General features: G+C 52.8%; 13 protein-coding genes. 11 read left to right on the top strand and 2 right to left on the bottom strand.

The features are described 5' to 3' along the window. The first annotated feature begins 8 nt into the window (after nt 1–8). From ACIDE9_RS08665 to ACIDE9_RS08630, 8 genes are all read left to right on the top strand, one after another. Nucleotides 9–689: a Fe2+-dependent dioxygenase gene (locus ACIDE9_RS08665; protein ID WP_411994155.1), complete on the top strand. Its 681-nt coding sequence runs from the start codon at nt 9–11 to the stop codon at nt 687–689. A 2-nt stretch (nt 690–691) separates the two neighbouring features. Next, entirely contained in the window at nt 692–1,735 is a 1,044-nt protein-coding gene (locus tag ACIDE9_RS08660) for an alpha-hydroxy acid oxidase (RefSeq protein WP_411994154.1), read from the top strand. 16 nt (nt 1,736–1,751) lie between these two features. Continuing rightward, on the top strand, nt 1,752–2,030 hold the full coding sequence (locus tag ACIDE9_RS08655) for a PepSY domain-containing protein (protein WP_411994152.1): 279 nt from the start codon (nt 1,752–1,754) through the stop codon (nt 2,028–2,030). An 8-nt stretch (nt 2,031–2,038) separates the two neighbouring features. After that, nucleotides 2,039–2,584: a cytochrome b/b6 domain-containing protein gene (locus ACIDE9_RS08650; RefSeq protein WP_411994150.1), complete on the top strand. Its 546-nt coding sequence runs from the start codon at nt 2,039–2,041 to the stop codon at nt 2,582–2,584. A 194-nt stretch (nt 2,585–2,778) separates the two neighbouring features. After that, nucleotides 2,779–4,230 (top strand): TolC family protein, encoded by a 1,452-nt coding sequence (locus ACIDE9_RS08645; protein ID WP_411994148.1) that lies wholly within the window; start codon nt 2,779–2,781, stop codon nt 4,228–4,230. Between the two features lie 19 nt (nt 4,231–4,249). After that, nucleotides 4,250–5,491, top strand: coding sequence for an efflux RND transporter periplasmic adaptor subunit (locus ACIDE9_RS08640; RefSeq protein ID WP_411994146.1), 1,242 nt, complete (start codon nt 4,250–4,252; stop codon nt 5,489–5,491). Nucleotides 5,492–5,495: 4 nt separating this feature from the next. Beyond that, nucleotides 5,496–6,215 carry an ABC transporter ATP-binding protein gene (locus ACIDE9_RS08635; RefSeq protein WP_194754807.1) on the top strand — a complete coding sequence of 240 codons (720 nt, stop codon included), beginning with the start codon at nt 5,496–5,498 and terminating at the stop codon, nt 6,213–6,215. Beyond that, the gene (locus ACIDE9_RS08630; RefSeq protein ID WP_194754806.1) at nt 6,208–7,437 is read left to right on the top strand and encodes an ABC transporter permease; all 1,230 of its coding nucleotides are present in this window, start codon (nt 6,208–6,210) and stop codon (nt 7,435–7,437) included. Before ACIDE9_RS08635 ends, ACIDE9_RS08630 begins: the two co-directional genes overlap by 8 nt. Nucleotides 7,438–7,464: 27 nt before the next feature. On the opposite strand, the gene ACIDE9_RS08625 is transcribed toward ACIDE9_RS08630, so the two are convergent. Continuing rightward, entirely contained in the window at nt 7,465–9,255 is a 1,791-nt protein-coding gene (locus ACIDE9_RS08625) for a GspE/PulE family protein (protein WP_411994144.1), read from the bottom strand. 46 nt (nt 9,256–9,301) lie between these two features. On the opposite strand from ACIDE9_RS08625, the gene ACIDE9_RS08620 reads away from it, so the two are divergent. Then, nucleotides 9,302–9,448: a hypothetical protein gene (locus ACIDE9_RS08620; RefSeq protein ID WP_411994142.1), complete on the top strand. Its 147-nt coding sequence runs from the start codon at nt 9,302–9,304 to the stop codon at nt 9,446–9,448. A 531-nt stretch (nt 9,449–9,979) separates the two neighbouring features. Here the strand turns inward: ACIDE9_RS08620 and nadC are convergent. Beyond that, nucleotides 9,980–10,852, bottom strand: coding sequence for a carboxylating nicotinate-nucleotide diphosphorylase (gene nadC, locus ACIDE9_RS08615; RefSeq protein WP_411994140.1), 873 nt, complete (start codon nt 10,850–10,852; stop codon nt 9,980–9,982). A gap of 164 nt (nt 10,853–11,016) precedes the next feature. Between nadC and ACIDE9_RS08610 the strand changes: the two genes are divergently transcribed. Together ACIDE9_RS08610 and ACIDE9_RS08605 are read left to right on the top strand one after the other, a co-directional pair. Next, the gene (locus ACIDE9_RS08610) at nt 11,017–11,640 is read left to right on the top strand and encodes a glutathione S-transferase family protein (RefSeq protein WP_411994139.1); all 624 of its coding nucleotides are present in this window, start codon (nt 11,017–11,019) and stop codon (nt 11,638–11,640) included. A gap of 260 nt (nt 11,641–11,900) precedes the next feature. Then, a complete protein-coding gene (locus ACIDE9_RS08605; protein ID WP_411994137.1) occupies nt 11,901–12,095 on the top strand; it encodes a hypothetical protein in 195 nt (64 codons plus the stop codon). Nucleotides 12,096–12,177: the final 82 nt, after the last annotated feature.

The raw sequence follows: 12,177 nt of genomic DNA, 5'->3' as shown, positions 1-12,177 counted from the left end.
GAGTTGATTTGCTGCTGACGTTACCGGATGTATTGCTGAAAGAAGAACTAACTGCCATCCGAGGCCTGCTTAAACAGGCGCAATGGGTCGATGGTCGCAATACCGCCGGGGCGCAGGCAGCACAAGTCAAAAATAACCAGCAACTGGCCGAACAGGATCCGTTGCTGGCAAACATTCGAGGGATCGTGTTGCAGGCATTGCATCGCGATCCTTTATTTTTTTCGGCAGCCTTGCCGGATAAGATTTTGCCACCGTTTGTGAATCGCTATGTCGGGGTAACCAATCATTACGGCTTCCATGTCGATAGTGCCATGCGTAGCATGCCGGATGGCAGTGCACGTGTGCGCGCAGATGTATCTGCGACCTTGTTTTTTAATGATCCTGACGAATATGAGGGGGGTGAGCTGGTGGTGCAGGATGTGTTTGGTGATCAGCGCATCAAGCTCAAGGCCGGCTCTATTGTTATCTATCCTTCCAGCTCAGTGCATGCAGTGACGCCTGTCACGCGTGGCGAGCGCTTGGCCAGTTTTATGTTTATCCAGAGCATGGTGCGCGATGCCGCACACAGACGCATGTTGTTTGATATGGATATGGCGTTGGTCAGGTTGCGCCAGCAGCATGGGGAAACGCCTGAGGTGGTTCAGTTGACTGGTATCTACCATAACCTGTTACGCCAGTGGGCGCTCTAAGCATGCAAGCCTTACCGTTGTTACCTTATTTTGCGCAGCAGGCGCAAGTCAAACTGCCTGCCAATATCTGGCATTACCTGCAATCTGATGCAGGTAATGGTACGCAATTGCAAGCCAATGACGCTGGGTGGCAGGCACTAAAACTGATACCGCGCCCATTGCAGGCTTTGCAAACCCCCAACACACAATGCACTTTATTCGCTGAGCAATGGGCACACCCCATCATGTTGGCGCCAGTGGCTTACCAGAAACTGTTTCATGCCGATGGTGAAATCGGCACCGCAGTGGCTTGTAATGCCCAGCAAGGGCAGATGATGGTGAGTAGCCTCGCCAGCCAGCCCGTTGGTGACATTGTGAAACAGGCGCAGCAAGCGTTATGGTTCCAGCTCTATTGGCAGGGTGACCGTGCTCGCACAGCTGTGTTGTTGCAAAAAGCGCTGGCAGTGGGCGTCAGCGCTATCGTGTTTACCGTCGATGCACCGGTCAAGCAGGCGTTGATCGACTTACCCGCAGGTATTTCTGCCGTGAATTTAGCCCAGCCGCTGGCGATGCAAGCCTTGCAACCTGGCCAGAGCCAGGTATTTGATGGCTGGATGACGCAGGCACCAACCTGGGACGATGTGGCCTGGCTACGGCAGCAGGTCAAGACCCCGCTGCTGATTAAAGGCCTGATGCATGTGGATGATGCTAAACAGGTGGTGGCGCTGGGCTATGAGGGTATCGTTGTCTCTAATCACGGTGGGCGCGTGCTCGATAGTACGCCGTCAGCCGCCGCTGTGTTGCCGGATATCGTGGCAGCGGTGGGCGGACAGTGTAAAATCCTGGTCGATAGCGGCATCCGCTCCGGGCAGGATGTATTTAAAGCACTGGCCATGGGGGCTGATGCCGTATGTATTGGCCGCCCTTATGTGTGGGGCCTGGCGACAGAAGGGGCGATGGGGGTGGCCAAAGTCATCCGCACCCTGCGCGATGAATTGGAAATGACCATGGCACTCACAGGTGTCTCGAATCTTGCTGAGATTCGCCAGGTCGAATTGTATGCGTAACAGAAAGGAAGCAAACATGAAAAAAATTGGTTTTTCACTCTTATTGGCCATGGGTCTGTTGGGCTCTCAGGCAGCGTTTGCTGCGGCTGATTGCAAGTCCTACCCTAAAGAGGAGTGGGCTTCTGAAGATACGCTGAAAGAAGCGATGGAAGCAGAAGGCTATACGATCAAGAAGTTTAAAATTGACGGTAATTGTTACGAGATTTATGGCCGTAGCAAAGAAGGCAAAAAGGTCGAAATTTATTTCGACATGAAAACGCTGGCCATCGTGAAAGCCATTGGCCTGAAAGACTAGTCACGCGGATGCAAACACGCGCTGAGATGCTGTGGCCGTGGTGGGTGCGGCTGAGCCATTGGCTGGTAGCGGCAGGGGTGATCTCCCTGTGGCTTATGAGTTATGTCTGGTATGAAACCGACTGGCTGCATCGTGCAGTCGGTTATGCGGTAATCACCATGGTGGTTGTGCGTATTTTGCTGGGCTGTCTGAGCAAAGTCAGTAGTGCGCGTTTCTACCTGCCCGGCTGGCGTGCATTGCGCACACATATTGCCGAATTGCGGCAGGGCCATATCACCGCGCATCGTGGCCATAATCCGTTCGGCCAGTGGGCTGTGTACCTGATCTGGTTGTTGATTGCCGCGCTGGCGCTGACTGGCTGGTTGAGTCGCACGGATGCCTTTTGGGGTGAGGATTGGCCAGTGGATCTACATGCTGCCCTAAGCCTGAGCTTGCTTGGCCTGATTGCGGTACATGTGCTGGCGGTGGTTGTGGTGTCGCGGCTATCTGGCCAGCATTTGTTAGCACAAATGATACATGGGCGTTCGGCGCCAATAAAAAGCAAGTCACACTGAATGTTGGCAGTTGCTGGCATTTAACCCTATTTTCCTCCTGAGTCTTATCTACTTTTCTGCGCTTAAAAGTATCAAAATGTATCGCTCTCTTTAGTCTCGCGCAGGGTTCATTTAAGATGGCACATCTGCTGATTGGAATGATGTGTATGACCTTGCTTTTATTGTGCTGTCTGGTTGATTAAATGTGGAATGACATGCGCATATTGTTATGGATCATCATGCTGTTCCCCCTTGCTTGTGTGCAGGCGCAAGAGTCGCTGTTTTACAACGATGGTGATCCTTTAGACACGCAAGTACAAACTCTGCCTAAGGTCCCGGGCGCGTATTGGGGGAGTGCATCTGGTTGCGGCGAAGTGGATTGGCAACAAGCATTGACGCTGGCAGAGGTAGCAGAAATCAGTTTATGCCATAACCCGCAAACCAGTGAAATGTGGGCCAGTGCGCGTGTGCAAGCTGCGCAACTAGGCGTGGCCAAGTCTGCCTATTTACCCAGCGTGACCGATACAGTCTCCAGCAATATGGGTGTGCTCAATCCTGAGTCGGCCACGCGTGGCAACCCTAACCTCAATCTTTCCAATAGCCTGGTCGCGAGTTACCTGTTATATGACTTCGGCAACCGCAAGGCCAACGTGGAGAGTGCGCGCCAGTTATTGCTGGCGGCCGGTGCAACACAAAGCAGTACCGTGCAAGCGGTGTTGCTGAATACCATCATTGCCTATTACCAGGTGCAAGCCAATATGGCAGCACTCACGGCGGCCCAGCAGGCTGAGCGTGCGGCAGAAGAGAGTTTCAAGGCTGCCAATGCACGCTATCAGGCGGGCGTGGCAACCCCGGCAGACAAGTTGCAGGCACAGACCGCGTATGCGCAACTGACCTTGCAACGTATTACCATCGAAGGCACATTGCGTGTGGCCTACGGTAACCTGGTGAATCTGATGGGTTGGCCGGCTAACCGTAGCGTGAGGCTGGCGAGCAGCAGTACTGATGTGCCACCAGGCATTTTGGACGATGTAGGCACATTAATTGAACAGGCAGGGCAGCGCCGCCCAGACTTGCTGGCCAGCGAGGCACAGGTGCGCGCCGCCGAGGCCGGCATTGCTGCCAGTAAAGCGGCCAGCAAACCGACCATTAGCATGGGCGTCTCCAATAACCTGCAGGATGGCTCACAATATGCCGCCAACAGCGCTACCACATTGGGCGTCACGGTTTCCATCCCCTTGTTTGCCGGTTATGCACCTACCTACCGTATCCGTGCGGCAGAGGCCACGGCTGATTTACGCCTCGCTCAGCGTGACCGTCTGCGTTTGCAGATTTCACTGGATGTGTGGAGTGCTTATCAGAACCTGCGCACTGCCTTGCAGTCAGTCACTGCCAGCAAGGTTTTGCTTGAAAGTGCGGAGCAATCTTACCGGGTGGCTTTCGGCCGTTATACGTCTGGCGTTGGCAATATCATCGACACTTTGAATGCACAAAGTGCCTTGGCCGCGGCTCGCCAGCAAAACATCCAGGCGGGGCTTAACGCTAATATCTCGCGCGCGACGTTGGCGCAAGCGATAGGCGTGCTCGACCATGCCATGATTCAATCATTACCTGGTGCCCAAGCACCTGTTAGTGATTTGCCCGGTGCCCAGGCACCTAGTCAATAAAATAAATGGACACGCATTCATGAAGCGCATCAAAAACATACTGGTGTTGTTGCTGTTAGTGGCGATCGCCGCCGCGGCCTATTGGTACTACAAGCACACCCATCAACCCAAGCCGGAAGACTTGTACCGGCTGGATGAGGTGACACAAGGGCATATTGAGCAAACCGTATCGGCGAATGGTACGCTCAACCCGGTCAGCCTGATTAGTGTCGGTACCCAGGTATCGGGCATTGTGCGCAAGATGTATGTTGACTTTAATGATGTGGTTAAAAAAGACCAGGTGTTGCTGGAGCTGGACAGCCGCTTGTTTAACGCGCAGATTGCACAATCACAAGGCAGTGTCAGGAACAACGAGGCGGCGGTAGAGCTCGCGATTGCCAATGAAAAACGCATGCGCCAGTTGTATGCGCAGGAGTATGTCTCTAAACAGGAGCTGGATACGGCCGTGCAGGTATTAAAGTCAGCCAAGGCGCAACTGGAAACGGCACGTGGCTTATTGGCGCGTGATGTGACTAACCTTAATTTCAGTATTATTCGATCGCCGGTGTCGGGCGTGGTGGTTAACCGGGTGGTCGACGTGGGCCAGACGGTGGCTGCCAGTTTCCAGACGCCAACCCTGATCCAGATTGCGCAAGACCTGTCCAAGATGCAGATAGATACCAGTTTTGCCGAAGCGGATATCGGCAAAATCAAGGAAGGGCAGAAAGTGAATTTTAATGTGGATGCCTTCCCGGATCGCAGTTTTGAAGGGGTAGTGAAGCAGCTACGTTTAAACTCGACCAACACCTCGAATGTGGTGACCTATAACGTGGTGGTGTCTGTCGATAACCAGGATTTAACCCTGCTGCCGGGCATGACAGCCTACGTCAATATTATTGTGGATAGAGCCCGGCATGCCTTGCTCGTCCCCAATGCTGCCTTGCGCTATAAACCCAAGCTGGACAACGCTGCTACACCTGATAGCTCAAAACCAGAAGCCGGTGGCGGGGAAGGTAAGCGTGGCTGGCGCAAGCATGGTGCGAAAGGTGGAGGCCAAGGCGCTGCTGCCAGCAGTGTCATGGGCAAGATTTATGTACTCAAGGCCGGGAAGCCAGTCATGGTACGCGTGCATACCGGGATTACAGATGGCCGTTCCACCGTGGTCTCAGGCGATGGTTTGGCGGCGGGCGATAAAGTCATTGTGAGCGAGTTGCAAAGAGACAATGCGCCTAATAAAGGGCAGGGCAACAATAACGGCCCGCGCGGCCCGAGAATGTTCTAAACGCATGCAACAGTCTGTCATTGAGGTGAACCATCTGTACAAGGCCTATCAAACGGCCGCAGGGGATTTTCCGGTATTAAAGGATGTCAATTTACAGGTGCTGGCTGGCGATTATGTCGCCATCATGGGCCCTTCCGGTTCGGGAAAGTCGACCTTTATGAATATTCTGGGCTGCCTGGATATGCCTACCGCTGGCAATTATGTGCTGGATGGTTACGCCGTGGCCACCATGGCGGCGGACCAGGTGGCTAAGGTGCGTAACCAGACCATAGGCTTTGTGTTCCAGGGCTTTAACCTGTTGGCACGCGCCAGCTTGCTGGATAACGTGGCTTTGCCATTGGTCTATGCCGGGGTCAGCAAAGAAGCGCGTCATGCCCGTGCCAGCCTATTGCTGGAAAAGGTGGGCTTGAGCAAGCATATGCATTCCCACCCAAACCAGATTTCCGGCGGTCAGCAACAGCGTGTCGCTATTGCCCGTGCGCTGGTGAATCAGCCACGCTTGATTCTGGCAGATGAACCCACCGGTAACCTGGACAGCACCACCAGTGAAGAGATTATGGCTATTTTTGATGGCTTGAACCAGGAAGGCATCACCATTGTGCTGGTGACGCATGAAACTGATATTGCCGAGCACGCCAAGCGGCAGGTGAGATTCCTGGATGGGCGTATTGTGCAGGACACTGGCGCTGTTGCATCAACTGTCATAGGACATGACCATGTTTAGCGCCATGTTAGGCGAAGCCTGGCATGCCATGGGCGCTAACCGTTTGCGTACCTTCCTGACCATGCTAGGCATGGTGATCGGTGTAGGTGCAGTAGTGCTGATGATGGCCATCGGCCAGGGGGCTGAGGCTTCAGTCAAACGCTCAATCAGTGCCATGGGTAGCCATTTATTTGTCGTGCTTTCAGGGCCGCCACGGATGGGTGGCGCGCGCACCGCGACTGGTAACGCGCCTTCACTTAATGTGCGTGATGCGAATGCTATTGGGGAGCTGTATGGCGTAGTGGGCGTCGCGCCGGTGACCATGGGTAAGGGGCAAGTGGTCTATGCCAGCAATAACTGGAATACCGATATTATTGGCACGACAGCAGAGTATATGGATATCCGTGGCTGGGGATTGTCGGCTGGTTATCCGTTCTCCACTTCGGATACCCGTTCTGCCACCCGCGTGGCGCTGCTAGGTAAAACGGTAGTCCAAAACCTGTTTGGTGAGGAGGATGACGTGGACCCTATCGGCAAAACTATCCGTATCAACCAGCGGCCGTTTGTGGTGCTGGGCGTGCTGGATAGCAAAGGGCAAACACTGGATGGGCGCGACCAGGATGACACCATCATTGTGCCGCTCACCACCGCACAGCGTAAACTGTTCGGTAACCAGTTGCCGGGCACCGTGCGGCAGATTATGGTGCAAGCTGAGTCTGATAACGTCATGAGCATGGTGGAGGATGCGTTGAATAGCCTGCTCAACCAGCGCCACAATATCCGCGAAGGCGCTGACAGTGATTTTTCGGTGCGTAACTTGACGGCCATTGCCAACTCGGCGGCTGAAACTGCGCGTACCATGTCTTTGCTGCTAGGGGCGATTGCCTCAGTCTCGTTACTGGTGGGAGGCATCGGCATTATGAATATCATGTTGGTGTCGGTGACGGAGCGTACACGCGAAATCGGTATCCGTATGGCGATCGGTGCGCGTGAACGCGATATCCTCATGCAGTTTTTGCTGGAGGCAATCATGATCTCCATTGTCGGTTGCCTGATCGGCATTGTCATCGGCGTGACGGGTGCGGTGCTGGTGAGTGTGTTTACGCAGGCGGAGGTGATTGTTTCCAGTGCTTCTGTGTTGATTGCTTTTAGTGTGGCCGCCAGTATCGGCGTCTTCTTTGGTTTTTATCCGGCCAGAAAAGCAGCCAGGTTAAACCCGATTGAGGCGCTGCGTTATCAATAGGCTTTGCAAAAACGCAACGCGTGATGGCTAGTCCATTTCAATCGGCGGGGCGACTTTTAACACTTCTGCCACGGTGGTCAGGCCCGCGGCAATCTTTTCTGCGCCATTAAGCATCAAGGGTTGCATGCCAGCCTTAGTCGCGGCCTGGCGTAACTGCAGCAAATCGGTTTCCGGGGTAATCAGCTTGCGCAAGGCGGGCGTCAAGGTCAGCATTTCATAAATACCTGTGCGCCCTCGATACCCAGTCTGGCGGCATTCCTGGCAGCCGACAGCTTGCATGACTTTGGCCGGTTTCTTGGCCTTGAACGGGTGCGTGACGCTGGCCCATTCATCGTCCGAAATCTCTGCCTCGGTTTTGCAATGCGGGCATAGCGTACGCACCAGGCGCTGCGCCATAATGCCGAGCAAACTGGAGTGGATCAGGTAAGCAGGCACGCCCAGGTCAAGCAAGCGCGTGACGGCGGAAGGCGCATCATTGGTATGCAAGGTAGACAGCACCAGGTGGCCCGTCAATGCAGCCTGAATGGCCATATCCGCGGTTTCCTGATCGCGAATCTCGCCGACCATGATAATGTCCGGGTCTTGCCGCATCAGCGTGCGTATGCCTTCGGCAAAACCGAGGCCGATATTCTGCGTTACCTGCATCTGGTTAAACGCAGGTTCTATCATTTCAATCGGGTCTTCCACCGTGCACACATTCACCTCATCTGTCGCCAGTTGCTTGAGCGTGGTGTACAAAGTGGTGGTTTTACCCGAGCCGGTAGGCCCGGTGACCAAAATAATGCCATTCGGTTGATGCGTCCATTGCGCCCACTGTTCGCTCTGGCGTTTGGAGAAACCCAGTAGCTGAAAGTCCTGCACCAGAATATCCGGCTTGAAAATCCGCATCACCAGCTTCTCGCCAAATGCGGTTGGCATGGTCGATAACCGTAACTCGATTTCCTTGCCGTCGGTGCCTACGGTTTTGACACGGCCATCCTGCGGACGACGCTTTTCTACCATATCCATACGGCCCAGCAGCTTAATGCGGCTGGTAATCGCGTTCATGATATTGCTGGGCAACTGGTAAACCTGGTGCAGCACCCCATCAATACGGAAGCGCATCAAGCCCATATTGCGGCGTGGTTCGAGGTGAATATCGCTGGCACGTTGTTCAAACGCATATTTAAACAGCCAGTCGACAATGTTCACCACATGCTGTTCATTTGCATCGAGCTGGCGGTCTTTACCCAGCTCAATCAACTGTTCAAAATTTTGTACGCCTACAATCTGCCCGGCCTTGGCCGCATTGGCCGATTGAATCGCGGCAGACAGCTGATAGACCTCAGGCAGGTAGCGCTGTAAATCTAGCGGGTTGACCATCACCACTTGAATTTTTAGCTTGAGCAAACGCTCCAGGTCATGCAGCCACTCCTGGTGAAACGGATCGGCCGTCGCAATCGAGGCGATGCCATCCTTGACCGTGATCGGCATGATGCGTAAGCGTTCGGCATAGGCCTGCGATACAATTTGCGCTGCCGCGCTGAAATCAAGTTTCAGTGGGTCAATCTGGTAATAAGGCACATCCGCCTTTTCCGCCACATAACGGCTCAGGCTGTCCACCGTCAGCAATTGTGACGGCTGACGCTGGTCGGTCCATTTCTGTTCGGCCACAATCACAATCGGGTGGATTTTCGAACTGTCGCGCTTGCGGTCCTGATGCAGTTTTTCTGCCCATGCTTTTTCGATGCGGCCATCGGAAACCAGCATGCGTAGCAAATCGCCTAGACGCAGGATTTCTAGGGTTTTCGGCAGTGAAAATGGGATTGGGCTATTCATGTCATATCTGGGCAGGAGTACCAGCATATGGTGCAAGAATCATGCCATGGAAAAGTGGCAAGAATGGTCACTTTATGTGTGTTTTATTGAGTGTTTTATAGAGGGCGGGATTGCAAAAGAGGGTTGTTTTTGTGATGTTGCTTTTCGCCCTTTCGGCGAGTTACTTTTCTTTGCTTGCACAAAGAACAAGTAACCAAAAGAAAGTGCACCCCAGCTTCCGCTTGTTTCCTGCGCTACTCGGCTTGTCGGGCGGCAATCAAAAACTCGCTCCTTTGGAGCTCAAACAGTTGCTTGCCGACTACCCCCGCCAAGCCTGCGTTGCTCGGCGCGGCAGATGGGGACCCCGAACACCATACGACTGCAACCATTCGCGAATTGAAGAAAAAGAATCTGGTTTTTAGACCGTCCGCATTTATGAAATGTGAGTTTGGCGAGATAACTCCCATTCCATCACGCTGAGTAGCGGAGACAAAATAAGAGTAGAGGGAGCGACTGTTCGAATCCCGCAGTAGCTCACGTTCTGTGTGAGCTACAAGGTTGAGTTTCGTGACCGGCTTATTTTGTCGAGCAACGCAAGGGAGCCGTAGGCCGTGATGGCTGGGTGCCCTCTTCTTTGGTTACTTTCTGAGGGGCAAGCATCAGAAAGTGACTCGCCGAGAGGCGAAACAGGATGTTCGGTTAGAACGTTAGCCTTTTCCGTTCACCGAATGATTCTTTCGTGAGCTTACAATTTCATCTGAATCCGCATACTCAAATCCACTGCCTGTATATTTTTAGTCAGCGCGCCAATCGAAATCCTATCCACCCCAGTTTCTGCAATCGCTCGCACAGTGGTTAAATCGACATTGCCCGAGGCTTCTAGCAAGGCGCGTTTCTGGTTAATCACTACCGCTTCCCGCAGGTCTTCCAGCGTAAAGTTGTCCAGCAAAATACTGGTCGCGCCAGCACTTAATGCTTGTTGCAGTTCATCCAGGTTTTCCACTTCAATCTGGATATTATTCGTCTGCTTTAAGGCAAAAGCGGCAGTGAGTACTGCGGCGATAGAGCCTGCGGCCGCAATATGGTTTTCCTTAATCAGGATGCCGTCGTATAAGGCGAGCCTCTGGTTGGCGCCACCGCCGGTGAGTACGGCATATTTTTGTGCCAGACGCAGCCCTGGCAGGGTTTTGCGGGTATCGAGAATCTGTGTTGGCAACCCGGAAATCGCATCGACATAGTGGCGGGTATGCGTTGCCACGGCAGACAGGGTTTGCAGAAAGTTGAGTGCCGGGCGCTCGGCGCTGAGCATGGCGCGCGCATCGCCTTGAATATGGACCAGTGGCTGGTTAGGCGTCACCTGGTCACCATCTTTGACCAGCCATTCCAGTTGTATGTCCGCATCCAGTTGCGCAAAGCATTGGGCGAACCAGACGCAACCACAAATCACGGCGGCTTCGCGGCTGATGATGGTGGCGCTGGCTTGTGTGCCTGCCGGAATCAGGGCCGCGGTCAGATCGCCGTTGCCCATGTCTTCTGACAAGGCCAGGCTTACCTGTTGGCTGATGATGGCGGCGTTCAAATAAGCGGGTAAGTGTTGGTAAAGTGCAGATGTGGTCATTAGGTTGCCAGCAAGGTTAAAAATTATGCATGTGACCATTCTAAGCCCATGCCAAAAGCTATTATAATAAAACTACCCCAAGACACGCGATGTTTGGATATGCGCTTTTTGTCATGGGGTATTTTTTCGGGAAAAGTACTTAACCTTTTGGCTCACATCACACTATGCAGCTTTTATATACGGTAAACAGTCCTTATGCACGCAAGGTGCGTATTGTGGCCATTGAAAAACATGTTGATTTAACGCTGACTGAGGTGGTGCTGTCGGCACCAGACTGTCCGGTGAGCCAACATAACCCGCTAGGCAAAGTGCCTGTGCTGGTGCTCGATGATGGTGATGCTTTGTATGACTCGCGGGTGATTGTTGAGTACCTGGATCACCGTACGCCGGTGGCGCACCTGATTCCGCAAGATCACTCTGCGAAAATTAAAGTACGCCGCTGGGAAGCCTTGGCCGATGGCGTCTGTGATGCCGCGGTGGCGACGATGTTGGAGCAGCGCAAACCAGAAGCGCAGCAATCTGTGGCCTGGCTTGAAAAGCAATTTGCCAAAGTGACCGCCGGATTGACCACACTGGATGATGATTTGCTTAAGAAAAAGTGGTGTGTGAACGAAACCTTCAGCTTGGCCGATATTGCGCTGGGCACTGCGCTGGGCTACCTGGATTTACGTTTTAAAAGCGTTCAGTGGGAAGGCAAATACTGGCAGGAGAAGTTTCCTAACCTGGCCAAGCATTATGGCGTGCTGGTGAAGCGCCCTAGCTTCAAACAAACCATGCCACAGCCCTAACCTGGCTTCATGACAGAGTGCCTGCTATCAATGCGGGTATTCTGCTTCGTTTTTCCTCTATTTTACGGTCTTGTTCCTGACGATAGTCACAGGGTGAGACGCTATTCGCCTAAGCCATTGTTCCGGTTTTGTTTTTTTCTGAAAACCCCATTTTTATCATTAACCATTCTTTACGCGTGCACTTTGTTAATTTATTATTGATAAACTAAATGATAATTGTTATCATTTAAAATCAAACAAGACAATGATGAATAAATTCTATGCAAGCTGTAAATGCGCCGGTTAAAAAAAGATTGCTCGAATTACTGGATGAGCTGATTGCTCATGATGGTTTTGGCAGCATCAAGGTGGATATTCGCTTGTTAAAACGTGGGCAAAAAGAAGTCATTATCGATTGCGGCAAGCAATACCGCTTTGTGGTCGATTTTGAAACGGCAACCGCCATAGAAAAATAAATTTATTCTCTCAATTTCAGTTTTTAACCATGCGTTGACAGCATGGAGATTGAAATACTCAACGGTGTGGGTCCGTGAGACT

This window comes from Methylophilus sp. 'Pure River' (genome assembly GCF_046765995.1).
GTDB lineage: Bacteria > Pseudomonadota > Gammaproteobacteria > Burkholderiales > Methylophilaceae > Methylophilus.
This window is presented reverse-complemented; position numbering and strand designations above follow the sequence as displayed.

Coding starts and splice junctions, on each gene's coding strand:
- ACIDE9_RS08660 (WP_411994154.1), top strand. CDS start 692: ATGCAAGCCTTACCGTTGTTACCTTATTTTGCGCAGCAGGCGCAAGTC.
- ACIDE9_RS08655 (WP_411994152.1), top strand. CDS start 1,752: ATGAAAAAAATTGGTTTTTCACTCTTATTGGCCATGGGTCTGTTGGGC.
- ACIDE9_RS08650 (WP_411994150.1), top strand. CDS start 2,039: ATGCAAACACGCGCTGAGATGCTGTGGCCGTGGTGGGTGCGGCTGAGC.
- ACIDE9_RS08645 (WP_411994148.1), top strand. CDS start 2,779: ATGCGCATATTGTTATGGATCATCATGCTGTTCCCCCTTGCTTGTGTG.
- ACIDE9_RS08640 (WP_411994146.1), top strand. CDS start 4,250: ATGAAGCGCATCAAAAACATACTGGTGTTGTTGCTGTTAGTGGCGATC.
- ACIDE9_RS08635 (WP_194754807.1), top strand. CDS start 5,496: ATGCAACAGTCTGTCATTGAGGTGAACCATCTGTACAAGGCCTATCAA.
- ACIDE9_RS08630 (WP_194754806.1), top strand. CDS start 6,208: ATGTTTAGCGCCATGTTAGGCGAAGCCTGGCATGCCATGGGCGCTAAC.
- ACIDE9_RS08625 (WP_411994144.1), bottom strand. CDS start 9,255: ATGAATAGCCCAATCCCATTTTCACTGCCGAAAACCCTAGAAATCCTG.
- ACIDE9_RS08620 (WP_411994142.1), top strand. CDS start 9,302: ATGGAAAAGTGGCAAGAATGGTCACTTTATGTGTGTTTTATTGAGTGT.
- nadC (WP_411994140.1), bottom strand. CDS start 10,852: ATGACCACATCTGCACTTTACCAACACTTACCCGCTTATTTGAACGCC.
- ACIDE9_RS08610 (WP_411994139.1), top strand. CDS start 11,017: ATGCAGCTTTTATATACGGTAAACAGTCCTTATGCACGCAAGGTGCGT.
- ACIDE9_RS08605 (WP_411994137.1), top strand. CDS start 11,901: ATGCAAGCTGTAAATGCGCCGGTTAAAAAAAGATTGCTCGAATTACTG.